Annotated in this window: 27 protein-coding genes and 1 pseudogene; 5 read left to right on the top strand and 23 right to left on the bottom strand. The window is 67.9% G+C overall.

Features of this window, described 5'->3' with window-relative positions:
- Nucleotides 1-32: 32 nt before the first annotated feature.
- From ACFMRZ_RS10490 to ACFMRZ_RS10430, 13 genes and pseudogenes are all read right to left on the bottom strand, one after another.
- The gene (locus ACFMRZ_RS10490) at nucleotides 33-803 is read right to left on the bottom strand and encodes a WD40 repeat domain-containing protein (protein ID WP_400182821.1); all 771 of its coding nucleotides are present in this window, start codon (nucleotides 801-803) and stop codon (nucleotides 33-35) included.
- A 24-nt stretch (nucleotides 804-827) separates the two neighbouring features.
- Nucleotides 828-1,220, bottom strand: a pseudogene (locus ACFMRZ_RS10485) (hypothetical protein); the annotation flags it as partial.
- Between the two features lie 83 nt (nucleotides 1,221-1,303).
- On the bottom strand, nucleotides 1,304-1,660 hold the full coding sequence (locus ACFMRZ_RS10480) for a hypothetical protein (protein WP_400178943.1): 357 nt from the start codon (nucleotides 1,658-1,660) through the stop codon (nucleotides 1,304-1,306).
- Between the two features lie 190 nt (nucleotides 1,661-1,850).
- Nucleotides 1,851-2,261, bottom strand: coding sequence for a MarR family winged helix-turn-helix transcriptional regulator (locus ACFMRZ_RS10475; RefSeq protein ID WP_400178942.1), 411 nt, complete (start codon nucleotides 2,259-2,261; stop codon nucleotides 1,851-1,853).
- 86 nt (nucleotides 2,262-2,347) lie between these two features.
- Nucleotides 2,348-3,292 carry an LLM class flavin-dependent oxidoreductase gene (locus ACFMRZ_RS10470; RefSeq protein ID WP_400178941.1) on the bottom strand — a complete coding sequence of 315 codons (945 nt, stop codon included), beginning with the start codon at nucleotides 3,290-3,292 and terminating at the stop codon, nucleotides 2,348-2,350.
- Nucleotides 3,274-4,350, bottom strand: a complete 1,077-nt coding sequence (locus ACFMRZ_RS10465) for a ketopantoate reductase family protein (protein ID WP_400178940.1) — start codon at nucleotides 4,348-4,350, stop codon at nucleotides 3,274-3,276. The genes ACFMRZ_RS10470 and ACFMRZ_RS10465 overlap by 19 nt, the downstream gene beginning before the upstream one ends.
- Nucleotides 4,347-5,093 carry a DUF1684 domain-containing protein gene (locus tag ACFMRZ_RS10460; protein ID WP_400178939.1) on the bottom strand — a complete coding sequence of 249 codons (747 nt, stop codon included), beginning with the start codon at nucleotides 5,091-5,093 and terminating at the stop codon, nucleotides 4,347-4,349. The genes ACFMRZ_RS10465 and ACFMRZ_RS10460 overlap by 4 nt, the downstream gene beginning before the upstream one ends.
- The gene (locus ACFMRZ_RS10455) at nucleotides 5,090-6,766 is read right to left on the bottom strand and encodes a dipeptide ABC transporter ATP-binding protein (RefSeq protein WP_400178938.1); all 1,677 of its coding nucleotides are present in this window, start codon (nucleotides 6,764-6,766) and stop codon (nucleotides 5,090-5,092) included. The genes ACFMRZ_RS10460 and ACFMRZ_RS10455 overlap by 4 nt, the downstream gene beginning before the upstream one ends.
- Nucleotides 6,763-7,656 (bottom strand): ABC transporter permease, encoded by an 894-nt coding sequence (locus tag ACFMRZ_RS10450; RefSeq protein WP_400178937.1) that lies wholly within the window; start codon nucleotides 7,654-7,656, stop codon nucleotides 6,763-6,765. The genes ACFMRZ_RS10455 and ACFMRZ_RS10450 overlap by 4 nt, the downstream gene beginning before the upstream one ends.
- A gap of 1 nt (nucleotide 7,657) precedes the next feature.
- Nucleotides 7,658-8,614, bottom strand: a complete 957-nt coding sequence (locus tag ACFMRZ_RS10445; protein WP_400178936.1) for an ABC transporter permease — start codon at nucleotides 8,612-8,614, stop codon at nucleotides 7,658-7,660.
- Nucleotides 8,611-10,278 (bottom strand): ABC transporter substrate-binding protein, encoded by a 1,668-nt coding sequence (locus ACFMRZ_RS10440; protein WP_400178935.1) that lies wholly within the window; start codon nucleotides 10,276-10,278, stop codon nucleotides 8,611-8,613. The genes ACFMRZ_RS10445 and ACFMRZ_RS10440 overlap by 4 nt, the downstream gene beginning before the upstream one ends.
- 61 nt (nucleotides 10,279-10,339) lie before the next feature.
- Complete coding sequence (locus tag ACFMRZ_RS10435; protein ID WP_400178934.1) at nucleotides 10,340-11,515, bottom strand: acyl-CoA dehydrogenase family protein; 1,176 nt, start codon at nucleotides 11,513-11,515, stop codon at nucleotides 10,340-10,342.
- Nucleotides 11,515-12,702 (bottom strand): LLM class flavin-dependent oxidoreductase, encoded by a 1,188-nt coding sequence (locus ACFMRZ_RS10430; protein ID WP_400178933.1) that lies wholly within the window; start codon nucleotides 12,700-12,702, stop codon nucleotides 11,515-11,517. The genes ACFMRZ_RS10435 and ACFMRZ_RS10430 overlap by 1 nt, the downstream gene beginning before the upstream one ends.
- Before the next feature lie 218 nt (nucleotides 12,703-12,920).
- Between ACFMRZ_RS10430 and ACFMRZ_RS10425 the strand changes: the two genes are divergently transcribed.
- Nucleotides 12,921-13,799, top strand: a complete 879-nt coding sequence (locus ACFMRZ_RS10425) for a LysR family transcriptional regulator (RefSeq protein ID WP_400178932.1) — start codon at nucleotides 12,921-12,923, stop codon at nucleotides 13,797-13,799.
- 21 nt (nucleotides 13,800-13,820) lie between these two features.
- Here ACFMRZ_RS10425 and ACFMRZ_RS10420 read toward each other — a convergent pair whose 3' ends face one another.
- Together ACFMRZ_RS10420 and ACFMRZ_RS10415 are read right to left on the bottom strand one after the other, a co-directional pair.
- On the bottom strand, nucleotides 13,821-15,173 hold the full coding sequence (locus tag ACFMRZ_RS10420) for an FAD-binding oxidoreductase (RefSeq protein WP_400178931.1): 1,353 nt from the start codon (nucleotides 15,171-15,173) through the stop codon (nucleotides 13,821-13,823).
- A 119-nt stretch (nucleotides 15,174-15,292) separates the two neighbouring features.
- The gene (locus ACFMRZ_RS10415) at nucleotides 15,293-16,129 is read right to left on the bottom strand and encodes a helix-turn-helix transcriptional regulator (RefSeq protein WP_400178930.1); all 837 of its coding nucleotides are present in this window, start codon (nucleotides 16,127-16,129) and stop codon (nucleotides 15,293-15,295) included.
- 85 nt (nucleotides 16,130-16,214) lie between these two features.
- Between ACFMRZ_RS10415 and ACFMRZ_RS10410 the strand changes: the two genes are divergently transcribed.
- Nucleotides 16,215-17,117, top strand: a complete 903-nt coding sequence (locus tag ACFMRZ_RS10410) for an SDR family NAD(P)-dependent oxidoreductase (protein WP_400178929.1) — start codon at nucleotides 16,215-16,217, stop codon at nucleotides 17,115-17,117.
- Here ACFMRZ_RS10410 and ACFMRZ_RS10405 read toward each other — a convergent pair.
- The 6 genes from ACFMRZ_RS10405 to ACFMRZ_RS10380 all read right to left on the bottom strand — a co-directional run bounded on the left by ACFMRZ_RS10405 (nucleotide 17,102) and on the right by ACFMRZ_RS10380 (nucleotide 20,009).
- Entirely contained in the window at nucleotides 17,102-17,908 is an 807-nt protein-coding gene (locus ACFMRZ_RS10405) for a phytanoyl-CoA dioxygenase family protein (protein WP_400178928.1), read from the bottom strand. The genes ACFMRZ_RS10410 and ACFMRZ_RS10405 overlap by 16 nt on opposite strands.
- A 123-nt stretch (nucleotides 17,909-18,031) precedes the next feature.
- Nucleotides 18,032-18,229, bottom strand: a complete 198-nt coding sequence (locus ACFMRZ_RS10400) for a hypothetical protein (protein WP_400178927.1) — start codon at nucleotides 18,227-18,229, stop codon at nucleotides 18,032-18,034.
- 164 nt (nucleotides 18,230-18,393) lie between these two features.
- Nucleotides 18,394-18,717 carry a DUF1048 domain-containing protein gene (locus ACFMRZ_RS10395; RefSeq protein ID WP_400178925.1) on the bottom strand — a complete coding sequence of 108 codons (324 nt, stop codon included), beginning with the start codon at nucleotides 18,715-18,717 and terminating at the stop codon, nucleotides 18,394-18,396.
- Between the two features lie 2 nt (nucleotides 18,718-18,719).
- Nucleotides 18,720-19,067, bottom strand: coding sequence for a DUF1048 domain-containing protein (locus ACFMRZ_RS10390; RefSeq protein WP_400178924.1), 348 nt, complete (start codon nucleotides 19,065-19,067; stop codon nucleotides 18,720-18,722).
- On the bottom strand, nucleotides 18,979-19,287 hold the full coding sequence (locus tag ACFMRZ_RS10385) for a PadR family transcriptional regulator (RefSeq protein ID WP_400178923.1): 309 nt from the start codon (nucleotides 19,285-19,287) through the stop codon (nucleotides 18,979-18,981). The genes ACFMRZ_RS10390 and ACFMRZ_RS10385 overlap by 89 nt, the downstream gene beginning before the upstream one ends.
- A 41-nt stretch (nucleotides 19,288-19,328) precedes the next feature.
- Nucleotides 19,329-20,009, bottom strand: coding sequence for a winged helix-turn-helix transcriptional regulator (locus ACFMRZ_RS10380; protein WP_400178922.1), 681 nt, complete (start codon nucleotides 20,007-20,009; stop codon nucleotides 19,329-19,331).
- Between the two features lie 89 nt (nucleotides 20,010-20,098).
- Here ACFMRZ_RS10380 and ACFMRZ_RS10375 point away from each other — a divergent pair, with 89 nt between their 5' ends.
- The 3 genes from ACFMRZ_RS10375 to ACFMRZ_RS10365 are packed head-to-tail and all read left to right on the top strand — an operon-like array spanning nucleotide 20,099 to nucleotide 22,390.
- A complete protein-coding gene (locus ACFMRZ_RS10375) occupies nucleotides 20,099-20,926 on the top strand; it encodes an alpha/beta fold hydrolase (protein WP_400178921.1) in 828 nt (275 codons plus the stop codon).
- Nucleotides 20,927-20,975: 49 nt separating this feature from the next.
- Nucleotides 20,976-22,241: an IS256 family transposase gene (locus tag ACFMRZ_RS10370; protein WP_400177628.1), complete on the top strand. Its 1,266-nt coding sequence runs from the start codon at nucleotides 20,976-20,978 to the stop codon at nucleotides 22,239-22,241.
- A gap of 41 nt (nucleotides 22,242-22,282) precedes the next feature.
- Nucleotides 22,283-22,390 (top strand): alpha/beta fold hydrolase, encoded by a 108-nt coding sequence (locus ACFMRZ_RS10365; RefSeq protein ID WP_400178920.1) that lies wholly within the window; start codon nucleotides 22,283-22,285, stop codon nucleotides 22,388-22,390.
- Between the two features lie 76 nt (nucleotides 22,391-22,466).
- On the opposite strand, the gene ACFMRZ_RS10360 is transcribed toward ACFMRZ_RS10365, so the two are convergent.
- Nucleotides 22,467-23,276 carry an SDR family oxidoreductase gene (locus ACFMRZ_RS10360; protein WP_400178919.1) on the bottom strand — a complete coding sequence of 270 codons (810 nt, stop codon included), beginning with the start codon at nucleotides 23,274-23,276 and terminating at the stop codon, nucleotides 22,467-22,469.
- 154 nt (nucleotides 23,277-23,430) lie between these two features.
- Entirely contained in the window at nucleotides 23,431-24,672 is a 1,242-nt protein-coding gene (locus tag ACFMRZ_RS10355; RefSeq protein ID WP_400178918.1) for a fatty acid desaturase family protein, read from the bottom strand.
- Nucleotides 24,673-24,775 lie beyond the last annotated feature (103 nt).

Here is a 24,775-nt window from a genome sequence, read left to right as displayed (position 1 = left end):
GTGAGGTGCAACCCCTCGTGCCCTCGCTCGGCTCAAATATTGGATGCCCAGCGCTGGACAACTCCGATGTCGGTCGCAACCGCGAACTCTCCGTTTGCGGAGGGCGAGAACACAATCGACACAACGTTACCCGTCTTGAGAATCTCCGGCGACCGTCCTCGAATCAGAATTATCGCTCCGTCGGCCCCGCCGACTGCGATCATGTGGTTATCCGGACTGTAGGCTATGGAGGTAACCGGCCCTCGAATCAATGGAAATAACTCGTTCGAAGTAGGCATAACGCTCGGCTGTGGCTCCCCCGGGATTACATTGATTTGATAGAAGTATCCATCGTCCACGCCGTAGGATATCGATTTAGAATCGGGAGAAAAAGCGAATGCAGTAATCGACTTCGATGGATAAATACCCATGAGGAACACTTGTGACGGATCGAAAGCATTCGTGTTCCACAGTAGGAGAGAACCGTGGTTGCTGCTGGCGGCAAGATAGCGTCCGTCGGGACTGAACGCAATCACATTGGCCTTGCTCCCGAGTTCCCCAGTCGTCGCGACCTCACGTGGTCGACGAGGATCGGCGATATCCCATACATGAATCGCTCCACTCGTCGTACCAGCGGCGAGTAGCCTCCCGTCTGCGTTCACTGCCACTCCCGTAACTGCGTCGCTTCCGTTCGCCAGGCGAATACGAGCAATGGTTGTACCCGGCAATGCCGGATCCACCAGTAGCAATTGGCCGTTCGACGCAGCTATCACCAGGCCGCTCGGGGTTGTCGTCGCTGCTTCGATCGGCTTGTCCGACGTCAATATCTTCTCGGACCCCAGACGAACAGTCCCGTCTCGACTACCTGTGGCGATCGATCCGCGCGCATCGAACGCTACTGTCGTTACGCCCGGGACCTTTTGGCTGGCGACTTTCTGAAATGGCGCGGTAGGGGAATCACTGCGGATGTGTGCAATCAGCGTGATAGCGCATACCGCCGAGATAATCGCTGCCAGCGCAAGACCGGCTCGTCTCCTCGTTTTCTTCCGTGAATACGCCGTACGCCGCGTCCGGTGAGGCTTCGAGCGTTGTTCTCGAGGCTTTCGCGATGCGCTACTGCTGCCTCGGCTACTGCGCGGATAATCGAGTGTCAAGACTCGCTCGCCGGTAGCTGGATTCGTCCGGGGGCCCAGGCGAGGAGCGGTTTCGTCAGGAGTAGTTGGAAGGGGGCGGTTGGACATCGCAACGGCGATCCGGTCCAGCAAGGTTGCCGGCCGTGGAACGGTGCGCCCGGCCACCGGAACCCATGTTCCCATGATCGAGTTCATTGGCCCTCTTCGGGAAGTTCTTCATAACCAGTATCCCTGCTGGCGGCTGTGGCGCTGAGTGTGAAGGTCGATCCGGCGCCGATCACAACGGCCGCACCGATGTTCACAATCCAGCCGGCGGCGGCCTGCAAGCCGACCACTGTCGCGGCGATCACCGCGCGCAATATCAGGTTGCTTACGAGCCAGAACTGGAACGACACGTAGCGAGGTACACCCTTGCGCTGCTTCTCGCCCTTCGCGCGCCAGGGCCATCTTCGTTGCTTCCGGGCGAACTGCAACAATTCGACACCAGATGCTGTCACTGCAGCCACCCCGCCGATTGCGGCGTACTCGGCGACCGCAAGCGCATCCATGAGGTGCATTCTGACGCAGTTCTGTTGCCGGCGTGGAAGATCCGCGCGTATACGATCTTGGGCGCGAAAGCTTCTCGGCGGTGTCGGTTTCGGTGCTGGCGCCGGTAGCCTTGCCCGGGTCTTCTGCTCCTTTCCCATACCGTGACCGGGACGGCGTGCGGCCCTCGACCGTGCCCGAGGCCGGGCTCCCTCAGCCCTCGGCGTCGAGGCGGCGGAGGTTGCGGCGGATCTTGGTCGAGAGATCGATCAGGGTGTCGACCTCCTCGGGGCTTAGTGCGTCGAGGAGAGCCTCCCGAATGTGCCTGGCGCGGTGGGTTTGTGCCCGACGGAAACAGTCCAATCCCAAGGGAGTGAGACCGAAGACCGTTCCGCGCTCGTCCTCGCGCGACGGTTGCTGTTGCAGCAGACCACGTTTGATCATCCGCGCCGCATGCTGATGCAGGCGGGGCTTGCTGAAGCTGATGCGCTTGGCGAGTTCGAATGCCCGCAGCGAATGGCCAGGGGTGTTGCCGAGCATGTCGAGCACCTGCCAATCGGCCTCCGACAGGTCCGCGTCGGTACGCAGCCGCCGGCTGAGCCACTGCCACAGTTCGCCTTCCATCGGGAAGAACGACGTCCACAGCGCCCACTCCCGCGGTGACGCTACCGGCGCCCGAGGGCGCGGGCGAGCGCCCGGTGGCGGCTCGGTCATGCGGTGACCGGCAGATCGGCGCCATCCGACGGCGAATCCCACAGCGCGGTGGGAACTTCGGCGCGCAGTACCGGGGCGACCTCCCCGAAGAACCGTTCGAGGTACCCCTTGGTAGTCGCGAGATCTGTGGTGTACGTGGAGAAGAACCCCTCGACACCGACACCGAAGACCTGATTGCCGAATTGTGCCTGCATGCGCAGCAGCTTCTCGGTGATCTGACCGGCCGTCCCGACGAGCGCCGAGCCGTTCGCCACGAAGTCCTCGAGCGAGTCGAACGGGAACCTGCTCCGGTCGGAGAAGTGCTGGCGCACAGAGGCTTCGAAGATCGGCCGGGCGATCGCCAGCGCATCCTGCGACCGGTCGGTGACGATCGGGGAATGGACGCCGACCGCGACCACCGCCGCGGCGGCGTCGTGCCCGTGGTGCGCCAGTCGTTCGCGGTAGTGCCGGACCAGTTCGAGATAGGTGTCCGTCCGGTCCAGCCCGTTCGCGGAGTAGAGCGGATCGCCCCAGCGGGCCGCCAGTTCGGTGGAGCGGCGACTGGTGGCCGAGCCGTGCCAGACCCGCGGCAGTTCGTAGGCCTCCTCGAGCCGGTCCCACAACTCCGCTTCCGGAACCTGGAAGACGGAGGGCGCGACCCGGTCGCCGCCCTTGCCGATGATCAGGTCGAGCCGCCCGTCGCTGAGGTGGTCGAGGGTCGCGTAGTCCTCCGCGGCCCGCACCGGATCGGTGAGCGACAGCACGGCGACCGTGGTGACCAGGCGGATGCGCCGAGTCTTCGCGGCGATATGGGCGAGGATCACCGCCGGCGAGGAGGACAGCAGGTCCGGGTTGTGCCGTTCGCCGACGCCGAACGCGTCGTAGCCGACGTCCTCGGCCCAGCGCGCCGGCTCGACGAGTTCGCGGAACCGTTCCCGGCGGCTCAACGACCGCTGCGCCAAGCCGGTGCTGTGCTTCGGGCCCGCACTCCGGCGTCAACCGTCAGTTCTTCGGGAAGTGCCGCCGCCAGTTGGTCCAGTCCCGGCAGGTCGACACCGCCACCTCGGGCCGCGGCCTGCCCCAGGAGGTGCTGTAGTCGCGTGTTCAGCGGTGCGGAGCGGCCGGAAGCCCTTGCGAGCAAGGCTATTTCGCCGTTGAGATAGTCGACTTCGTGGGTGGCCCCGCCGCGGGCGAAGCTCTGCCAGGTGGACGGGCGGCGGCCGACGACGCCGGCGCGGGCGCTCGTATGCTGTTGCGCCGGATCGAGAATCAGATCGTCGGTGTCGCGGTATGCGATACCGGCGGCGGTGAGGACGTCGCGGGCCTCCGCGGTGAGCGCTGAGCCGACGGCGTCCTTCACCGCGCGATCACCGGCGAGCACCTCGACACCGTTGCGCACGCTGTGTAAGAGCTTGGCCGCCTTGTAGGGGCCGATGTCGTCGACCTCGGCGGCGCGGAACCCCGCGTCGCGCGCATCGTCGATGAGCGTCTTCGCGGCCCGCCCGGTCGCCGCGCGGTCACCGGCGGCGTGGCCCGCGATCACGCTGCCCACGTGGGGATGTCCGCCGACGCGAACCTCCCCGATCGTGGCGTAGCGGGCGGAGATCATCATGACCGCACCCACCACCGTGTCGAACCAGCGGGCGGCGCTGCGCTCGGCGTCCAGCCCGTTCTGCACCGTCACGACGGGGAGCAACCCCGCGGCGACACCGAGCACCTCCCCGTCCGGACCGCGCACCTCGCGCCACGCCAGCGCGGGCAGGGCGGCGTCCACGTCCTGAGTTTTCACCGCGAGAACCAGAATATCGTCCGGCCCCAGGCCGAGATCGTCTGCCGGGCCCGCCACCGGCAGCCGCACCGCGCGCGAGCCGCGGTGGGTATGGTACGAGAGCGGTTCGCGCGCAAGGTGTTCCAGTGCCGACCCGCGCGCGACCAGCCGAATATCGTGCCCGCGTTCGCCCAGTTCGACGGCCAGCGCTACGCCGACGGCGCCCGCACCGACGATCACATACCGCGTCACCGGGCGGCCCCCGGTGCGCGTCGCAGCCGGGATTCGCCCGCGCGGACGGGGAATTCGAGGCGATTCCCGGCCGGGGGCAGCGGGCACAGGAAGTGGTCGGAGAAGGCGCACGGCGGCAGGTAGGCGCGGTTGAAGTCGACCTCGACCCGGCCCTGCGCGTCCGGCGCGGGCACGGTGAGGAACCGGAAGCGTTGTGTCTCGGCGCCGTTCGTACTGTCGGCGAAGGTGAGCTGTAGTCCGCCCGAGGTGGTCACGGTGCCGCGCAGGGTGAGGTCCTGTCCGCCGACCGTCAGTCGCACGGCGCCACCGGGGTTGTCGCTGACGAAACCGTCGATGTGGTTGAGACGCAAGCCATCCGAACCGATCTCGGCGACGGCCGGCACCACCCACGCCGGGTCGAAGTCGAAGGTGTCGATGCCGAGCAGACCGGCGCGGGTGGACGCCTGCGGATCGAACACCCGCAGCGCCACCTGCCCCGCGCGCACGAGCGCCTGCAGGAGCAACTGTCCGTGGTGGCGCCGGTCGCCGGGAGCGAGGTCGACATGGAAGTCGGGACCCGTGCCCACCGCGCGGCCGCCGGAGGTGGTCCACGCGCCGGGCAGGCCGTCGATGCGCAGCGGCTCGTCACCGAGCCAGTGGGTGCCGGTGAGCGCGGCCGGGCCGTGGACGTCGACGGCTTGGGCCTCGCGGTCGGCGTGCCAGCGCTGCCAGTCCGACCGCCGGGTCTCGAGGGAAGTGGTCATGAGATTGTCCTTTCGGTGCGGCGGGAGCGGGAGCGGCGGCCCGGGATCGCCAGGAGCAGACGCCGGGTGTAGTCGTCGGCCGGGTCGCGGAAAATGGTTGCGGTGGCGCCGGATTCGACCACGCGCCCCTGCTCGAACACCGATACGGTGTGCGCGACACGGGCCACCACGGCCAGGTCGTGGGAGACGAACAGGTAGGTGAGCCCGAGCCGCTGCTGCAGGTCGGTGAGCAGGTCGAGAATTTGTTCCTGCACCGACACGTCCAGCGCCGATACCGGTTCGTCGAGCAGCACCACGTCGGGTTCGAGCGCCAGCGCCCGCGCGATCGCCACCCGCTGCCGTTGCCCGCCGGACAGCTCGGCGGGCCGGCGCTCCAGGAACGTCCGCGGGAGAGCCACCTGGTCGAGCAACTCGGCCGCACGGGCGCGCCGGTCCGAGCGGCTGCCCACGCCGAAGGACACCAAGGGCTCGATGACGCTGTCCCGCACCGTGAATCGAGGATCCAGCGACGCGAACGGATTCTGGTGCACCAGCTGGAATCGCCGTCGCAGCGGGCGCAGCCGCCGCCACGACAGCCCGGTGATGTCGATCCCGTCGAACCGCACCGCGCCGCTCGTGGGCTTGGCCAGACCCATGGCGATGCGTAGCGCCGTGGTCTTACCGGAACCGGATTCGCCGACCACGGCATGTGTGCGCCCGGGCGCGACGCGCAGCGAAACCGCGTCCAATGCCACCACTCGGCCACCGCGACGGGACTCGAAACGCTTTGTCACCGCGTCGAGTTCGATGATCGGCGCGGGCGGATCGACCTCATCGGGCGGTACGTCGAAGCGCGGCCGGACGACTCCGCCGTGTGCCAGAGCGGGCGCGGCGGCGAGGAGGCGGCGCGTGTAGGCGTTCTCCGAATCGACGAGAATGTCGGCGCTGGCCCCGGATTCGACGATCCGCCCCTGCCGCATGACCGCCACCCGGTCCGCGCGGTCGGCCGCGACCGCCAAGTCGTGGGTGATGATCAGCAAGGCCGTGCCGCTGTCGCGGACCAGCGACTCCAGGTGGTCGAGGATGCGGGCCTGCACGGTCACGTCGAGCGCGCTGGTGGGTTCGTCGGCGATGATCAGGTCGGGTTCGCCCGCCAGCGCGATCGCGATCAGCACCCGCTGCCGCTGACCACCCGACAGTTCGTGCGGATATCGGTCGACCCGCTGCTCGGCGTTGTCGAGCCCGGCCCTGCGCAGGATTCGTACGACCTCCGCGGCCACCTGCGGCCCGCGCACGCCCCGCAACCGCACCGCCTCCGCGACCTGGACGCCGATGCGCTGGGTCGGATTGCGCCCGACCATCGGGTCCTGCGGGATCAGTCCGACCGTCGAGCCCCGCAGTGGACGCACGACTTTCTCTGCGGCTCCGGCGATCTCGACGCCCGCGACCCGGATCGAGCCGCCGGTGACGCGCCCGCTCTCGGGCAGCAGGCCGATGACGGCGTGCGCCGTCGTGGATTTGCCGGAGCCGGATTCGCCTACCAGCGCGACGATCTCGCCGGGGTACACGCGCAGCGACACCTCCCGGACCGCGGGCGCTACCACGCCGTCACGGAGGTACCCGGCCGTGAGCGCGGAGATCTCGACGATCGGCGTGCCGGTGCGCTCGCGGTCCACGGCCGTCGCGCGGGTCATCGCCGCACCTCCTGCAGCGTCTTGGCAATGTGGTTGAGCGACAACACCGTCAGCACCACGACGGCGCCGGGCAGCAACGAGACCCAGGGCGCGGTCACCAGGAAGTTGCGGCCCCCGGCGACGAGCGAACCCCATTCGGCGCGCGGCGGCGTGGCACCGAATCCGAGGAAGCTCAGCGCGGCCACCGAGATGATCGCCGTCCCGAAGTCCAGCACCGCCAGGCCCAGGACCGGGCTCCAGGAATTCGGCAGGATGTGCCGGATCAGCACCCGCGGCCAGCTCGCGCCTCCCGCACGGGCGGCCTCGATGTACGGAAAAGTCTTCACCCGCAACACTTCCGCGCGTGTGGTGCGGGCGAACCCGGGAATCGTCGCGATCCCGACCGCCACCGCCACCGGCGCCGTGCCGAATCCGAGCGCCGTCACGATCGACAGCGCCAGCAGCAAACCGGGAATCGCCAACTGCACATCGATGCCGCGCATGACGACGACATCGACGCGCCCGCCGAAGAATCCGGACACCACTCCCAGCACCAGCCCGGCGCACAGCGCGATCCCGATGGCGATCAGCGCCGCCTTGACCGTGAGGTCCGAACCGTACAGCGTGCGCGCCCACAGATCCCGTCCCACGTCGTCGGTGCCGAAAAGGTGTGCGGCGCTGGGCGCGCGCAGGCGCTCGGCCGGCGCGGTGGCGTAGGGATCGTAGGAGGTGAACAAGGCCGGTGCGAAGGCGGCGACGATCACGAAGACGACGAACACGGTCGCCAGCGTGAACCCGGGACGCCGCGCCGCCCACGAGAGCGACAGGGCCCGGCGGCCGCCGCGCGCCGGGGCGTCTTCCTCCGGGGCGGCGCTCACCGGGGTCTCGGCGGTGGTCACGGTCTGGACCATCTCAGTCCCCCTCGGCTGTCGCGGTGTGCGTGATCCGCGGATCCAGCAGCGGATACAGCAGATCGACGATCAGGTTCACCAGCACGAACCCGGTAGCGGCGAGCACGACGATGGCCTGCACCACCGGAACGTCCTTGACCAGTACCGACTCCTGCGCCAGGCGGCCGATACCGTTGCGGTTGAACACCGTCTCCACGACGATCGCGCTGGTCACGGTCACGCCGACGAGCACGCCGACGATGGTCAGCGCGGGCAGCGCGGCATTGCGGAACGCGTGCCGCAGTTGCACCTGCCCGCGCGAGAGACCCTTTGCGCGGGCCGTCACGATGTACTGCTCGCGCAGGGTGTCGTGGAAGCTGCGGCCGAGGACCTGGGCGAGCTGCGCGGCGGCGGGCAACGCCATCGTAATCACCGGCAGCACAAGGTATTTCCAGCCGCCCGTGCCCGCCGACGGCAGCCAGCCCAGCTGGAAGGAGAAGTACTGGATCAGCGCCAGCCCGACCAGGAAGGTCGGCACGGCCACCCCGAGCGCGGGCAGCCGGTCGAGCAGCAGTCGCAGCGGCCGCAGGCGGACGAACGCGGCCAGGTAGGCCACCGTCGTGCCGAGCAGCACGGCCAGCAGGCCCGCGATCGCGCTGAGCACCAGCGTGCCGCCGATCCGGTCGCCGATGAGCTGGGTGACCGGCACGTGCTTGGCGATCGAGGTGCCGAAGTCGCCGTGCAGGACGCCGGTCAACAACGTCCAATACTGCTCGAGCACCGGGCGGTCCAGCCCGTACTGTGCCTTGGCCGCGGTGAGCTGTTGCGGTGTGAGGGAATCGGTTTCGATCCCGGCCGCACCCAGCTGGATCGCCACCGGGTCACTGGGCAGCAGGTACAGCACCGCGAAGGTGACCGTGAACGCCGCCCACAGCACCACCACCGCCTGCGCGCACCGCCCGGCGAGGTAGCCGATCACGGCTGGACCCAGACGTCGCGCAGATCCAGGAAGCTCTCCGAGGTGAACCGGAAGCCGTTGACCCGGTTGCGGATACCGGCGTACTGCACCCGTTCGAACAGCGGGAAGGTGACCCCTTCGTCGAGCAGCGCGCTCTGCAACCGGCCGTAGATCTCTTGGCGCTGTGCGGGATCGGTGGTCTGCACCGCCCGGCTGAACAGGTCCGCGATCCGGGTGGCGGTTTCCGGCCGCTGCGCGTTGCGCGCCAGCGCCTTGGAGTTCGCCAGGCGCTCCACCAGAATGAATTGCAGCGCACCGGGATCCGCCCGCGTGAAGTAGGAACCGAGCAGATCGTACTGGCCGTTGGCGACGACGGCCTGCCGTTCGGCCTGGGTGATCACCTTCAGCTGCACCTCGATCCCGACCTTGCGCAGCTGATCCTGGAACAGCTCCTGCCCGATGCTGCTGGGCTCGACCGCGAGCGTCAGCGACAACCGCCTGCCGTCCTTGGCGCGGTACTGCTCGCCCGGCGCGAGCCGCCAGCCCGCGGCGTCGAGAATGCGACCGGCCTCGGCCGGGTCGTAGGCCAGCCTGGCGTCCTGCGCCGCGAAATACGGTGTGGTGCTGTCGAACGCGCCCGCGACGGCGGGATAGTCGGAGCCGAATACGGTGGTGCCGAGCGTCTTCACGTCCAGCGCCCGGTACAGCGCCCGCCGCACCTGATCGTCGGCGAGCGGTCGGCCCTCGCTGACGTTCGGGTACAGCGTGTAGGACACCCCGGGCAGCGACCGCGACCGCAGATAGGCGCCCGAGCGGCCGATGAGCGCGCGATCCTCGACGGTGAACGGGTTGCGCGGCCACGCGATATCGATCTGCCCGCTCACCAGGTTGCCGGTGCGCACGCTGTCCTCCGCGACGTAGCTCACCCGGATCTGGTCGAGGTGGGCGTCGCCGGTGTTCTTCGTCAACGAGGACGGCCACCGGTAGCCCACGCGGCGGCTGAGCGTGACTCCTTGCCCGGGCGTGTAGTTGTCGAGTGTGAACGGCCCGGTCCCGGCGATACCGCCGAGGCAACGCTGCTGCGGCGTCTTCCGCAGTGACGCGGGGGAGAGCAGTGCCAGGTTGGTCGTCGACGTCGCCTGCAGGAACGAGGAATTCGGCTGCTCGAAGTGGAACCGGACCGTCGCCGGGTCCACCACGTCCGTGGACTGCAGGCCCTGGATGTAGCTGGCGCCGTAGGCGGTGCCGCCCGAGCCGCGGGCGAGGTCCACGAAGGCGTCGAAGTTCGCCTTGACCGCGGCCGCGTCCAGGGGCGCGCCGTCGGCGAAGGTGACACCGTCGCGCAGGACGAAGGTGTAGTCGCGGCCGTCGGGCGAGATCTGCCAGCCGGTGGCCAGCCACGGCACGATCTCGCCGGTGTCCGGGTTCTGGTCGGTGAGCGAGTCGGCGAAGTTGCGGATCAGCGTGCGGTGCTCGATCCAGTAGGTCTGGAACGGATCCAGGCAGGAGAAGGCGGCGTTGTCGGGGAAGAACGCGAGATTCAGGGTCCCGCCGCGAACGGGTTCCTGCCCTTCCCCCGTGGGCCCACTGGGCTGGTCGGCACCGCCGCAGGCGGTGACCAGCAGGGTGAGCGCGGCGGCAGCGGCAGCGGCGGTCCGGCGCAGCAGGCGGGTCGTGGTCGGCATAGCGCGGTCGGTTCCTCAGGGACAGGCCGGAACTCGGGTCCCGGCGGGGACGGAAGGCGGTTCAGTCCGCGGGGCGGTCGGTCAGCGCGGCCCGCCCGGCGGCGAGCAAAGCGGTGTCTTCCTGTGGCGGGTGCACCCGCACACACAGCACGTCGCGCAGGTGCCGTTCCAGGGGATGGCGTCGCGTGAGGGCCGCGTTGCCGAGTGCCGCCACCGCGGTCTGCACGGCCGCGACGACCGATCGGGCGATGAGGGTCTTGATCAGCGACAGGTGGTGTGCGGCAAGGTCTTCCCCTGCTTCCAGACGGCGCAAGGTGCCGTACAGCAGGGTTTCGGCCTGCACGATCTGTGCCTCGATCTCGCCGGCCACGGTCTGGATGCGCTCGGTATCGGCGATGGGATGGCCGAGCGCGGACGGGACGCGCGTGCGGGCGAAATCGGCGAACGCGCGCCGCGCCGCCCGGGCCACCCCGACGTACAGGGCGACATGGCCGAACGAGGTCGGTCCGGCCGCGGCGGCCGGATCGCGGTAGACGCCGTCGCGGAGCGGGATCTCGAGGAAATTGCCTTGCGGCACCGTCACATTCGCGTAGGTGACGTCGTGGGTGTTCGACGCGCGCAGGCCGAGATGATCCCAGGTCTCGTGCCATGTGATGCCGGGCGCGTCGGCGGGGACTATGACATGCCCTATCCGGGCCGCGGTGTCGTCGGTCGAAGCCCATACGAGGTGGTAGGCCAGCGCGGTCCCGCCGGTCGCGAACGTCTTGCGCCCGTTGAGGATCCAGCCGTCGGCGGTGCGCCGAGCGGTAGTCGCGGGCAGGCCGCCGCGGGCGGGCGCGCCCAGTTCGGGCTCGGCGCGCACCACGTTCACCAGCGTCGGCCGTTCGGCGGAGCGGCGCAGCACCTCGGTGTAGACGTCCCCGGGCCAGCTGTCGGCGAGCGCCTGTGCCTGGTGGGCGGCCAGGTTGTTGGCGGCGATCAGCGCCACCGAGGGATCGCCCTCGCCGATCGCCGCCAGGATCCGCGCCACGTCGCGATGGGCGAGTTCCGGTCCGCCGTAGCGCCGCGCCACGCTCGCGGTCAGGTATCCGCCGCGATGCGCGGCACGCAGCCCGGCTTCGGGTATCGCCGCGCTGCGGTCGTATTCCGCTGCGGTGGAGCCGATCTCGTCGGTGAGAGCGGCCAGTGCGGCCGGCGAGATGTCGGGTGTGGCGAGCACCTGCTGCCCGGTGGACATCACGGGCGGCCCGCCGTCGCCAGCGCGCCCGGATGGTCGGCCTGCAGGGTGCCGCGCCGGCCGGTCGCCTTGCGATGCGCCAGCTCCTGGCGGACCAGCGGCAGCACCGAACGGCCGTAGTCGACGACGTCGTTGTAGGTGTCGTAGCCGCGGATCGACACTAGCCCGGCCCCCAGATCGATGTAGTCCACGATCGCCGCGGCCACCGTCTCCGGGCTGCCCACCAGCGCCGTCGACGCGCCCTGCGCGTTCGTGGCCGCCGCGGTCCGGGTCCACAGCGCGCGGTCGTACACCTCCTGGCGGCGCGCGAATTCGAGCGCCCGCTGCGAGCCCACGTTCTGCGGGGCCGTCTTGGTGCTCAGCCGGTGCACGCCCGACTCGAAGGTGCGGGCGACACGGTCGACATAGTCGCGCGCCTTCGCCCATGCCAGCTCGTCGGTGCGGTCGATGATGGGGCGGAAGGTCACCCAGATGCGCGGCCGGTCGACGCGACCGGCCGCCGCGGCGATGCCGTGCACCCGCTCGATCTGACTCCTGATGTCCGCCAACGGTTCTCCCCAGAACGAGAAGATGTCCGCCTTGGCGCCACCGATCTCGAACGCGGCGTCGGACTGGCCCCCGATGGAGATCGGGATCGACCCGGCGTACGGCGGAAACCCGGGCCCGAATTCGTCGAAGCGGTAGTGGGCGCCCTGATGGGAGAACGGCTCGGTCTCGGTCCACGAGCGCCGCAGCACGTCGACGAATTCGCTGGTGCGCGCGTACCTTTCGGCCTTCGGCAGATAGTCGCCCTGGCGCGCCTGCTCGGTGTCGTTGCCGCCGGAAATCAGATGTACCACCGCGCGGCCCTCGGTCAGCTGGTCCAGGGTGGCCAGTTGCTGGCCTGCGACCGTGGGGAAGACCGTGTTCGGGCGCACCGCGACGATCGGCTTGAGCCGATCACTGAGCTGGCCGACCGCGGAGGCCAGCACGAACGAATCCGCGCTGTTCGACCCGTACGGCAGCAGTGTCAGGTCGAAGCCGCCCTCCTCGAGCGCCCGCACGTACCGGCGCACGAACGGCAGGTCGATACCGCGCGAGGGGATCGGGTCGAGTTCGGTCGAGGCGTTGGTGTGGGTGAGGCTGATGAACTCAACCTCCGCGGCGGCGGTGGCGGGCACCGCGTCCGGTCCGGATGCGACGGTCATGACATTCCTCTCGGGCTCGATGCGTCGCAATAGTAGGGAGAACGCGCCGCCGGAAACCAGGGTTCGATTCAGTGATTTCAATTCGTATAGCCGATAGCAACCGATAGCCGAAACTCGTTCTGGTGATTCCGATCTCGCAGATTCAAACGGTATTCACGCGGTGGCGAATGCGTTTGACTCACGCTGATGATTCGTGTCGATGCGAGGCGGCGAGGAACATGGCGGAACCCCTGGACCTGACGCATCTGCGCACGCTGGTCACCATCGCCGACACCGGCGGGTTCCGGCGGGCCGCCGCCGCTCTGCACCTGAGCCAGCCGACCATCAGCCAGCACATCCGGCTGCTGGAACGGCGGCTGAAATTATCGCTGGTGGAAAAGGACGGGCGGAGTTCGCGTTTCACCGCCGACGGTGAGCGACTGGTTGTCGAGGCGCGCAAATTGCTCGCGGCGCACGACGAAATGCTGGCGCGATTCACGCCGTCGGACCCGAAGCGCATCACCGTCGGTTCGACCGAACACGCCGCCGACGGCCTGCTGCCGGAATTGCTCGGCGTGCTGCGCGCCGCCTATCCCGATGTGTACTTGCATTTCCGGATCGACCGTTCCACCACGCTTACCGAATCGGTCGGGAAGGGCATCCTCGATCTGGCCGTGGTGCTGGGCGGCAACGGCGATCCCGCGGGGGTGGAGGTGGGCGAGCTGGACCTGCGCTGGGTCGCCGGTCCGGGCTGGCAGCTGCCCCGGGTGCCCGAGCCGATCTCGCTGGTGGCGTTCGAGGAGCCGTGCGGGCTGCGGCGGCGTGCCGTGCATCAGCTGACGGAGTTGGGGTTCGAGGTCGCGGTGACGGCCGAGTCCGGGAATCTCGACGGCGTTCTCGCCGCGGCCAAGGCCGGACTGGGAATCGCGTTGCTGCCCTTCCATTCCGCGGTTCCGGCCGGTGTGGCGGAGGTGCGCGGACTGCCCGCGATGGGCGCGGTGGACGTGCGGCTCGTGGCCCGGCGCGGACTCGCGACCGATCTCGAGACCACCGCCGTGGAGGCCGTTACCGCCCACTACCGCACGGTGGCGGGCAGGCGCTTGCGCGGCGTCGCGTAAAGCGTTGGCGGGCAGGAGTTCTCACACCGCCTTGCCCGGATTGAACAGCCCGTCCGGGTCCAGCGCGCGGCGGATCGCGCGTTGTGTCGCGAGGGCTTCCGACGGGAGTTCGCGTTCCAGCCAGTGCCGCTTGAGCACGCCGATGCCGTGCTCGCCGGTGATCGTGCCGCCCAATTCCAATGCGGTGGCGAAGATTTCGTCGGCCGCCGCGGCGGCGCGCGCCGCGGCGCCGGGATCGTCGGCGGGGACCACGATGATCGGGTGCAGATTGCCGTCGCCCGCGTGGCCGAAGGTGTAGATGCGGCTGTCGTGGCGGGCGGCGATCTCGGTGATGCGGTGCACCGCGGCCGCGATGCGCGAGCGGGGAACCGCGATGTCCTCGATCAGCACCCGGCCGTGCCGCTCCAGCGCGGGCAGGGCCGCGCGCCGCACGGCCAGCAGTTCGTTCGCCGTCTCCGGGTCGTCGCTGACCCGCACCCGCGTGGTGTGGTCCCGGAAGACCTCCGCGACGACCTCGGCCTCCGCGCGGGCGCCGAAGCCGTCGGTCTGCGCGACCACGAACGCGCCCGCCGCGTGCGCGCGGAGGCCGAGCAGATCTTGTGCCTCGCGCAGCGAGGATTCGTCCATGAGTTCGAGCATCGCCGGGCGGACCCGCGCGGCGAGTGTCGCGGCCGTCGCGGCGGCCGCCTGGTCGATGTCGTCGAAGTACGCGGCGACGGTGACGGTGTCGACGGGCACCGGCTGCAGCCGGACGGTGGCCGCCACGATGACGCCGAGGGTGCCTTCGGAGCCGGTGAACAGGCTGGTGAGGTCCAGTCCCGCAACGCCTTTCGCGGTGCGCCGTCCGGTGTGCAGCAGGGTGCCGTCGGCCAGGACGATGTCCAGACCCAGGGTCGCGTCGCCGGTGACGCCGTACTTCACGCACCGTAGCCCGCCGGCGTTGGTCGCGATATTGCCGCCGATGGTCGACAGAGCCGTGCTGGCGGGGTCCGGCGCGTACCGCAGCCCGTGCCGGTGCGCCGCGGTGTCGAGGGCCGCCGCGCTCACCCCGGCCTCCACCACCGCCAGTTCGTCGGCCGGCGCGATCTCCAGAATGCGGTTCAGCCCGCTGACGTCCAGGACCAGTGATCCGGCGCCCGCCGCCGCGCCCCCGGCGAGCCCGCTCCCGGCTCCCCGCACGACCACGGACAAGCCCGCGTTCGCCGCGAACGTCACCGCGCGCCGGACATCGTCCACATCGGCCGCCAGCACCAGCACCTCCGGCGCCCCGGACGGGAGGTAGCCGGACCGGTCGGCGCGATAGGCCGCCGGAATGTCCGAGCCCAGCAGCACCGTCCCGGTGAGGGTTCCGAGTGCGGTAGGGGACGGGGGCATGGGAACGCTCCTGGATCGTGGTCGGCCGCGAGTTTTCATCCTCGCGCACCGCACCCGCCGCCGACAGGGCGCGAGTGATCGGAATATCCGATGTGTCAGGTGAATTCGGGAATCGACGGTCAGTTCCCGAACTGTGTCGATCCGACGATGCGGAGCAGGTCGAGCTTGCTCGCGGCGTCGGTTCCCGGGCGCGTGCTGTACACCATTATTCGGAGGTCCGAGTCCAGTGTCGTGAGCACGTCGCAGTCCAGGGTGACGAGGCCGACCGCCGGGCTGTCGATGGTCTTGGGCTGCGATCTGCGGGGCGCAAGAGTGAATGTGTCGTACTGTTCGGCGAACGCGGGACTCGTTTCGCGGAGGTCTCGGATCAGCTCGGCGAGGGCGCGGTCGTTCGGGTACACGGCGGTGGCACGCCGGAGGTCGGCGGCGAGTTCCCGTCCGAGCTGCCGGTGTTCGTCCTCGGTGTGCACCACGTGATTCGGCAGGCCTCGGAAGTGGCGCCAGACCAAGTTCCGTTCTCGAGCCGGTAGCCGTTCGCTCAGCTCGAACAGGCAGGCCCACAGCGTGTTTGCCACGACCAGGTCCCAGCTCGCGGTGAACACCGCCACCGGTGTGTGAGCGAGACCGTCCATGATTCGTGCGACGCCCGGGCCGATGTGCTGCGGGACGCATCCGGACGCCGAGGTCTGGGCGCCGGCCGCGCGCCAGAGCAGCTCACGTTCCGCATCGGACAACCGCAAGGCCCGGGCCAGCGACCCCAGTACCTGTGGTGAGGGATGTCGCGCGCGCCCCTGTTCGAGCCGGACGAGGTAGTCGACCGAGATCCCGGCGAGCGATGCCAACTCCTCGCGGCGCAGCCCGGGCGTCCGTCGCAGCCCGTCCGCGGGCAGCCCCGCCTCGGCCGGTGTCACCCGTTCGCGCCAGGAGCGCAACGCGCGGGACAGGTCGGGACTCATGTTCCCACTGTCGCACCGACGCTCGATCGCCGGGTGGTACTGGTAGTGCCTGGAACGAGGCGGCCGCCGCGCGGACGCTGAGGGCATGTCGAACGCGGTCGCGGTAGTCACAGGAGCAAGCGGAGGCATCGGGGAGCAGATCGCTGTCGGTCTGGCTGCTTCGGGTGCCACGGTCATCATGGTCGCGCGCAGTTACGAGCGCCTGAGCCGGGCGGCGGAGCGGGTCGGGCACGCCTTCCCCGGGGCCGGTGTCGAGATCGATCCGGTCGATCTCGGCGACCTGCCCCAAGTGCGCGCGCTGGCCGAGCGACTGATCGCGCGGCGACCGAGTGTGGTGGTCAGCAATGCGGCGGTGATCGCCCCGCTGGACGACCGCACCCCTGCCGGTCTGCACCGAACTCTCGCGGTGAACCACCTGGCGCCGTACCTCCTGTTGCGCCTGCTCGCAGCGAGTCCGCCGGACTGTGCCCGGCGATTCGTCGTCGTGGGCGCGTCGCCACGCGGGCTCGCACGGGTACCGGTAGATCTGGACGATTTGAATGCCGAGACTCGACGGGGACTCGGCTGGCCACCCAGCTTCCGGCCGTTCGTAGCGTACGGCCGGACCAAGAACATGAACGCGATGTTCGTCTATGCGATGGCCTCGCGCCTGGCCGGAACCTCCACGACCATCAACGGAGCCCACCCGGGCATCATCAAGGGAACCGGATTGGGCAGGCATAGTCGGGGCGCGCTGAAGCTTTTCGGCTCGACGCTCAACCTGTTTACCCCGGCCAGTGACGTCGGTGCCGAGACCCCGCTCTGGCTTGCCACGGACCCCGCGATCGAGGGCGTCACCGGTTCGTTCTTCGTCGATCGCACGGCTACCGGCACCGCACCGCACACAACCGATCCTGTTCGCATCGAATCCCTGTGGCGCGCAAGCGCACGCCTTGTGGGCATGCCCGCCGACGACGTAGCGCCGGGCGCGGACTATCGAGGACGATAAGCGTCAAAACTCTCCATCCCGAGTCCCAGCCTGATGGCCTTCTCGATCGGTGAGTAGGCGCTGTCGGTGCGGTCGAGTTCCAGCGGCACGGCCGGTTCCAGTGTGGGCGTGGCGATCACGCGGGGTGTGGTGCCTCGATGTGCCTGGGCGGCATGAATCAAGAACGGGTGGCACAAATAGATATCGCCCGCGCGACCGGTGGCCTCGGTGACCGGTAATTCGGCGGTGGCTTCCAGGATTCCGGTTTCGTCGATGCGGGTGGCGTCGATGCCCTCGTCGCCGTATGCGAGCAGGCGGCTCGGTACCGCCAGATGGGATCCGACCCGAATTCGGGTGGGCGCGTCCACCTCGGTGACATCGGTGAACAAGACGAACATGAACAAGGCCCGAGCGTGGGAACGGTAGTTGGTGAACGAGTGACCGGTCCATCCCTCGGGCAGGTAGCTCCCTTCGAAGTGCCAGTAGTCATCGCTCGGTGGATCGGGGTGCGGGAAGCGGGCCGCAATGCCGCCGAGCCCGGACTTGCGCACCCACCGGCCCGGCCCTGCCAGTTGGTCGAAAGTCTGTTCCAGGACCGGCATTCGAGCGGCGGTGCGAAAGGGCTCGCCGTCGTAGCCGGGCAAACGCATCAGTGGCTTCGTCCACGACCGTGGATCATCCGGTTCGCAGCCCATGTCCGGCCACATGATTCGCAGGCACTGCTGCACGATCGAGGGAGAAAAAACCGCCCTGATGCGGACGAACCCGTCCTGAATAAACCCGGTGATTTGTCCTTGGTCGAGCATCGCCATCCCGCCCTTCGCGTACTCGAGGCGGTCCCTGCATCGCGCTCAGCCGGGACCGCGCCGCGTGCCTGAATATCGAAGACGTACCCGAGTGAGGACGTACCCGCGCAACTCGATGCCATGCGGCATTCAGCGCTTCGGCCGCCGCGAGCTCCACCACTGGGCGCCGGATACGACTGCCGCCCCGAGCGAGGTGGCCGCGGCGACGAGCACAGCCCACATACCGCTGATGCTCGCGGTGAACGGCGACGGTTTCGACCATGCTCCCAGATAACTCGTGGTCGCCTCGACCCGGCCGAACGCATCGGCACGCGCCTTGCCATCCACACCGTCACCGGCAGAATATGACGACTCACCATTCGGGCATCGTAGGTACGTCACCGGCGCCGGTTCCGCGTTCCATACGCGCCTTTGACGCCCGAGCCGCCGAAAAACGCGATCCCCGCACGGATTTCTTACGGCCGGGGGCCCGGTGACACCGCCGATGTGGATCACTTCGTTCTCGGGGTCGCTTCTCTCGCGGCCGCCTGGTAGATGTCGGCATAGGTCGGCGAGTCTTTGATCAGGTCGTCGCAGAAGGCCGCGACGTCATCGCCGATGAGTTCCATGACGCCTTTACCGTCCGCGACCCCTTCCTCGAAGAAATCGACAACGCCCGACAGCAGGCTGCCGTCGGCCAGCTCGACCGGGCCGACCTTGAAAAAGTACTTCTGCATCTCCTGATAGACGATCTGATAATCGGATGGGAGCGACTTGACCCGCGCCATGTGCGCTCGCCATTCCCGCTTGCCTTCGACGATGTCGCGAATACCCACTGCTATGCTCCTAGCCGGCTCAGTTTCCGTGCGACGTTCCTGTTCAACTGCTCACGCCATGTGTCGCGATAATTCTTGGCTCCTTCCTCGCCGGCGATCGCCGCGCAGAAGCCTTTGATGTCCTCGCCCAGCGCCTCCTGGACGCTCTGGCCATCCGACGCGGTGTCGCCGCTCGATACTCGGCCGGGAGGGCTTCGGCGCGCGCCTCGAAGGCCTTGTATTCCCGGGTGAGATCGCTGCCGGTGATTGTCTCCCAGAAGTTCATTTCTTGCTTCCCTTGAGATCGTTGATACGCGACGAGACGTATTCCCATTTCGCCCAGAATCTCGCGAGTTCTTCGCGTACCGCATTGTTGAGTGTGTAGAACTTGCGAGGCGGGCCGACCTCGGACGGCCGTTTGGAAACATCGACCAGCTTGTTCTTCTCCAGCCGCACCAGAATGGTGTAGACCGTGCCCTCGATGACATCGGAGAACCCGAGTTCGTTGAGCCGCCGCGTAATCGCGTACCCATACGTCTCCTCGGCCCCGATGATCTCGAGAACGCACCCCTCGAGCGTCCCTTTCAGCATTTCCGTCAAGTTGTCCGTAGGGTCGCCCGACCGACAGCGGACTACCGGAATTCACCGGCCGAAGCCGGGGGTTGCGCGCGGTCGCACAGCAACTCGATGAGCAGTTGCGCGGTGGCGGTGTCGCCCTCGATACGTAGTCGCGTGGCGAGTTCGTCGGGTCGGGGTGCGCGCCAGGCGAATTCGGCGAGCGTCGGCAGATCGGTGATGACCAGCAGATCGGGGCTGTCCATCTCGCCCGCCGCCACCCGGACGCGGCCGTTGTCGATGATCAATGCCGCGGCGGAATCCTCGAGCCGGAATTGCACGACCGAGCGCACGCCCGCGACGGCCGCAGGATCGATCAGGGCCGCCACGAATACCAGCGTCCACTCCGCGCGGTAATGTTCCGTCGCCTGCCGCGGCTCGTCGAACCGATGCCGCAGCCCCCACATTGCCAGTGGGACAAGGGCTTGCGCGAGTTCGCGGCCTGCGGCGGACAGCTCATAGACCTGGGAGGCGGCGGGCGGCGGGAGTTGCTCGCGCACGATCAGCCCCTCGCGTTCGAGCTGCTGGACGCGGGCGGCGAGCAAGTTGGTGCCGATACCCGCAAGGGCGGTCGCCAGATCGGAATAGCGTTTCGGCCCGCTCATCAACTCGCGCACGATCAGCAGCGTCCAGCGCTCACCGACGAGATCGAGGCTGCGTGACAGGCCGCAGTACTGGTTGTAGGAGCGCTTCGCCATCCGCTTCCTTCCATTCTAAAAACTATAGTGACTGCTATCAAATTATATAGTAACGTGGCGCCGAGAGAGACGACTGATCGGAGGGTGCGATGACTACCACGGATGTGGAAGATGCTGTGCTGCACCAGCTCTCGGCAAAAATCGAGCCGCAGGTGCGGCACCGTTTCGTGCGGATCGACGGCCTGCGCATCCATTACGCCGAGGCGGGCGAGGGGGAGCCGCTGATCTTGCTGCACGGATGGCCCCAGCACTGGTGGGAATGGCGCCACCTGCTCGGCCCGCTGGCCCGCCGGTACCGCGTCATCTGCCCCGATATCCGCGGACTGGGTTGGTCGGAGGGCAATGGCCGGGGCTACACGTTCGAGCGGCTGGCGCGAGATCTGATCGAACTGATGGACCGGCTGCAACTGCCACGTGCCCGGATCGTCGGACGGGACTGGGGATTGGTGACCGGATACCGGGCCTGCCTCAACTGGCCCGACCGAATCGAGCGATTCGTGGCCATGGCCGGCGTGCACCCGTGGACCGCCGACGGTATTCGGCCGTCGGCGGTGTGGAGCCCCTGGCATGTGTATCTGCTTGCCGCGCAAGGCCGTTCGCGCAACCTCCAGGACTGGATCAGCCGACGAAGCCTGGATGCGTGGCGGTATCAGGGCAACTTCAGCGCCGCGGAGGTCGAGATCTACCAGCAGCGTATGCGCACTCCCGCGGCCTACGCCGCCACCGTGGCATTCAACCGCAATGTAGTCCTGCACGAAGTGCCGCATTTCCTGCGGCACTACCGTCTACTCCGGCTGCGAGTGCCGACGCTGCATCTCAACGGCGCCCAGGACCCGCTCTCGCGCGGAATCCCGTCCAGCTACCCGGACTACGCCGACGCCATGCGCCGGGACTGTCGGAACAACGGCGGATCTTGATCTCGGTCCGATCGGCCGGACCTGATGGTTCGGCAGGAAGGACCGACTGATGTCGGAGACACTGGCTGCCGTGGCGAAAGACGCGGTGGACACCAAGAAGCTGGCCGAGCAGCTGCTCGCGCAGGCCAAGGAACAGGGTATCGACCTGGTCGGGCCGGGCGGGCTGCTCAACCAGCTGACCAAGACCGTGCTCGAAACCGCGTTGGAGGCAGAGATGACCGAGCATGTCGGCTATGAGAAACACGACCCGTCCGGCCGTGGAACGGGCAACTCCCGCAACGGAACCCGAACGAAAACCGTGATCACCGAGATCGGCCCGGTCGGCATCGACGTGCCGCGCGACACCAATTCCTCGTTCGAACCCAAGATCGTCAAAAAGCGGCAGCGGCGCCTGTCTGGGGTCGACGAGATCGTGTTGTCGCTGACCGCGAAAGGCCTGACCACGGGCGAGGTTTCGGCGCATCTCGCCGAGATCTATGGGGCTTCGGTGTCGAAGGACACGATCTCGACGATCACCGAGAAGGTGGTCGCGGAGATGACCGATTGGTGCAACCGGCCCCTCGACGCCGTCTATCCGGTCTTGTTCATCGATGCCATCCACGTGAAGATCCGCGATGGTCAGGTGGCCAATCGACCGGTCTATGTGGTCATCGGTGTCACCACCGCCGGGGAACGTGACATTCTGGGGTTGTGGGCCGGCGATGGCGGTGAGGGAGCCAAGTTCTGGCTGCAGGTGTTGACCGAGCTGAAGAATCGTGGCGTGGCCGATGTCTGCATCGCGGTCTGCGACGGACTCAAAGGACTGCCCGAGGCGATCAACACCGTCTGGGCGCAGACGATCGTGCAGACCTGCGTTATCCATCTGCTGCGCAACAGTTTCCGTTATGCGGGCCGTCAGCATTGGGCCGAGATGAGCCGCGATCTCAACCCGGTCTACACCGCTGCGACCGAGGCTGCGGCTCGCGAACGGTTCGGCGAGTTCGCGGCGAAATGGGGCGAGCGTTACCCCGCGATCGTCAAACTCTGGGACAACGCCTGGCCCGAGTTCGTGCCGTTCCTCGACTACGACGTCGAGATCCGGCGAATCATCTGCTCCACCAACGCGATCGAGTCCCTGAACGCTCGCTACCGGCGCGCGATCCGCGCCCGTGGCCACTTCCCCAGCGAGCAGGCCGCGTTGAAATGCCTGTATCTGGTGACCCGTTCCCTGGACCCGACCGGGAAGGGTCGGGCACGATGGGCGATGCGGTGGAAACCAGCATTGAACGCCTTCGCCATCACCTTCGAAGGCCGGATCCACCCGACCGGGAACTAACCCACACCGAGGTCGGATCCGCCGTTAAACCGACAGTCCCCATGCGCCTCGAAACCATCCCGGACTGCGGCCATTTCGCCCCCGAAGAACAACCGGAATGGCTGACGACCAGATTGCTGAGCTTCCTCGACGAGCGCGTCGGAGCCTGAGTCACACGAGAGACGTGCAAGGCCGGGCGGCTACGGCCCAGGCTCTCGGTGCAGTGACGGCTGTGCCGCCGATGTGTCAGCGGTGGAGTCCGTAGGAGCGGGCGGTAACGCGTTCCATCAGGCCGCGGGGGAGTAGACGGTGGAGCGCGAAGGCGGCGGGTGCGTTGCTGCCGACGGCATAGAGCGGGCGGGGGCGTGGGGCCGAGACGGCGGTGAGGATTGTGCGTGCGACCCGGTCCGGCGCGATGCCCGCGGCCTGCTTGCGGTCGAGCGCGGTCATGAAGCGCTCGAATTCCGCGGTGTGTGGCGAGCCGTCGGCGAGATATTTCGTGCGTCGTTCGCGGAGTCCGGAATCGACCTGTCCCGGTTCGACAGTGGTGAGCCAGACGCCGTAGGGCGATTCCTCGAACCGGGCCGCGGTGGCGAATCCGCGCAGTGCGGCTTTGGTGGCGACGTAGGAGGAGCGGTAGGGCAGCGGGAAACTGGCCAGCATCGAGCCGACCATCACCACTCGCCCGGCGCCGCGCTCGCGCATGCCGGGCAGCACCGCTCGGGTCAGTGCGATCGGGCCCAGCACGTTGAGCTGGAACAGCCGGGCCACCGCGTCGCCGGGCAATTCGGCCAGCGGTCCGGCTTGGCTCTCGCCGGCATTGTTGACCAGGACGTCGACGGTGTCCAGCGTCGAGACGAACCGTTGGACGGAGTCGTCGTCGGTCAGGTCCAGTGCCCGAAAGTCGATGCCCGGCAGGCGGTCTCCGTCCGGGATCGTGTCCGGATTGCGGCTGGTCCCGATCACCCGGAACCCGTGGTCGGCCAGGGCCGCGGCGGTGGCCCGCCCTATTCCCGACGAGGCGCCGGTGACGACGGCGATGCGTGTGGTGGGCATATCTCTCCTGACGATTCGCTGTTCGGCCGAGGGCCGCGTACGGCGGCGCGACGCGCACAGGCGGAATGTTCAGCAATGATGAGTTGTCTGTCAATGAGATTCAGAGTTGGAATGACCTTCAAAGCTGAAGAGGCCTGGTTCGTGAATTCTCGCTTCAGCGTTTCCCGGCGAGCCGCCACCGGCGTCGGTGTGCGTCGGCGGTCGCGAGGGCGGTGCGCAGGCCGCGTCGCACACCGGTGGCCGAGTCGGCCGGGGAGAGCGGCGGGCGCTGGAATTTCCGTTCGGATCGTGTTTCTCGCGCGTCATCGCTTGTGTCGCGGAGCAATCGGTCGGGCAGTGCGAGGGTGCAGACGGTGCGGGCGGTCTGCCAGAACTGGGCGGGGAGCGAGCCGGTGGTGTAGGGGAGGTCGTAGGCGTGGCACAGCGCGCGAACCCGTTCGGCGATTTCCGGATAGCGGTTGCTGGGGAGGTCCGGAAACAGGTGGTGCTCGATCTGGTAGCAGAGGTTGCCGGTCATGAACGCCAGCGCCGGTCCGGCGGTGAAGTTCGCGCTTCCCAGCACCTGCCGCAGATACCATTCGCCCCGGGATTCGTTCTCCAGTTGCGCGACCGTGAATTTCTCGGCGCCATCGGGAAAATGCCCGCACATGATCACCAGATAGGACCAAAGATTCCGCAGCAGCAGCGCCGTCGCGTTCGCCGCGAGCGTGTGCCGGAAACCGCGGCCACTCAACATCGGAAACAGCAGTAGATCCTTGCCCAGCTGGCGGCCGATCTTGCGCGCGAACTCGATATTCGGCCGCGACCGCAATGCGCGGCGAGAGACACCGGTATGACGCCGCTCGAGCGCCCAGTCGTGCACGGCGATGGCCCATTCGAAGCCGGCCGCGACAACCACACTCGCCACCGGCTGTATCAGATGGATCGGGCGCCACGGTTCGTCGCGGGTCATCCGCAGCACCACGAAGCCGAGGTCCGCATCCATCCCGTAGACGTTGGTGTAGGTGTGATGCACATGGTTGTGCGCGCGCTGCCAGTGCCTCGAGGGGCCGGCGAAATCCCACTCCCAGGTCGTGGAATGAATTTCCGGATCGTTCATCCAATCCCATTGGCCGTGACTGATGTTGTGGCCGAGTTCCATCATCTCGATGATCTTGGCCGCGGCCAGTAGCCCGGTCCCCGCCAGGCGCGGCACCCGATACCGTCCGGCCAGCAACAGCATTCGCGCCGTCGCCTCGAGGCCGCGGTGGACGCGGATCGCCCGCCGAATGTAGTCCGCGTCACGTTCCCCGAGCGACTGCTCGATATCTCGCCGGATGCGGTCGAGTTCGGCGCCGAACGCCGCCACATCGTTTTCGGTGAGGTGAGCGAATTCCTTGATATCGGTGATAGCCACACAATTCCTATGCATCTGATCGGAAGCATCCGTCGACGTGCGGACCACTGTGTCCGGCACGGGGATCGACGCGTCAGAATTTAGCGGCGTCTCGTCGATTCTC

The sequence above is a fragment of the Nocardia sp. N2S4-5 genome, from assembly GCF_044628355.1.
Lineage (GTDB): Bacteria > Actinomycetota > Actinomycetes > Mycobacteriales > Mycobacteriaceae > Nocardia > Nocardia wallacei_B.
This window is presented reverse-complemented; position numbering and strand designations above follow the sequence as displayed.

Coding starts and splice junctions, on each gene's coding strand:
- ACFMRZ_RS10455 (WP_400178938.1), bottom strand. CDS start 6,766: ATGACCCGCGCGACGGCCGTGGACCGCGAGCGCACCGGCACGCCGATC.
- ACFMRZ_RS10480 (WP_400178943.1), bottom strand. CDS start 1,660: ATGGATGCGCTTGCGGTCGCCGAGTACGCCGCAATCGGCGGGGTGGCT.
- ACFMRZ_RS10415 (WP_400178930.1), bottom strand. CDS start 16,129: ATGAGTCCCGACCTGTCCCGCGCGTTGCGCTCCTGGCGCGAACGGGTG.
- ACFMRZ_RS10460 (WP_400178939.1), bottom strand. CDS start 5,093: ATGACCACTTCCCTCGAGACCCGGCGGTCGGACTGGCAGCGCTGGCAC.
- ACFMRZ_RS10405 (WP_400178928.1), bottom strand. CDS start 17,908: ATGGCGATGCTCGACCAAGGACAAATCACCGGGTTTATTCAGGACGGG.
- ACFMRZ_RS10450 (WP_400178937.1), bottom strand. CDS start 7,656: ATGGTCCAGACCGTGACCACCGCCGAGACCCCGGTGAGCGCCGCCCCG.
- ACFMRZ_RS10435 (WP_400178934.1), bottom strand. CDS start 11,515: ATGTCCACCGGGCAGCAGGTGCTCGCCACACCCGACATCTCGCCGGCC.
- ACFMRZ_RS10360 (WP_400178919.1), bottom strand. CDS start 23,276: ATGCCCACCACACGCATCGCCGTCGTCACCGGCGCCTCGTCGGGAATA.
- ACFMRZ_RS10380 (WP_400178922.1), bottom strand. CDS start 20,009: ATGGCGAAGCGCTCCTACAACCAGTACTGCGGCCTGTCACGCAGCCTC.
- ACFMRZ_RS10365 (WP_400178920.1), top strand. CDS start 22,283: ATGCGCCTCGAAACCATCCCGGACTGCGGCCATTTCGCCCCCGAAGAA.
- ACFMRZ_RS10440 (WP_400178935.1), bottom strand. CDS start 10,278: ATGCCGACCACGACCCGCCTGCTGCGCCGGACCGCCGCTGCCGCTGCC.
- ACFMRZ_RS10370 (WP_400177628.1), top strand. CDS start 20,976: ATGTCGGAGACACTGGCTGCCGTGGCGAAAGACGCGGTGGACACCAAG.
- ACFMRZ_RS10410 (WP_400178929.1), top strand. CDS start 16,215: ATGTCGAACGCGGTCGCGGTAGTCACAGGAGCAAGCGGAGGCATCGGG.
- ACFMRZ_RS10375 (WP_400178921.1), top strand. CDS start 20,099: ATGACTACCACGGATGTGGAAGATGCTGTGCTGCACCAGCTCTCGGCA.
- ACFMRZ_RS10385 (WP_400178923.1), bottom strand. CDS start 19,287: ATGCTGAAAGGGACGCTCGAGGGGTGCGTTCTCGAGATCATCGGGGCC.
- ACFMRZ_RS10420 (WP_400178931.1), bottom strand. CDS start 15,173: ATGCCCCCGTCCCCTACCGCACTCGGAACCCTCACCGGGACGGTGCTG.
- ACFMRZ_RS10390 (WP_400178924.1), bottom strand. CDS start 19,067: ATGCGGTACGCGAAGAACTCGCGAGATTCTGGGCGAAATGGGAATACG.
- ACFMRZ_RS10430 (WP_400178933.1), bottom strand. CDS start 12,702: ATGACCGTCGCATCCGGACCGGACGCGGTGCCCGCCACCGCCGCCGCG.
- ACFMRZ_RS10475 (WP_400178942.1), bottom strand. CDS start 2,261: ATGGAAGGCGAACTGTGGCAGTGGCTCAGCCGGCGGCTGCGTACCGAC.
- ACFMRZ_RS10425 (WP_400178932.1), top strand. CDS start 12,921: ATGGCGGAACCCCTGGACCTGACGCATCTGCGCACGCTGGTCACCATC.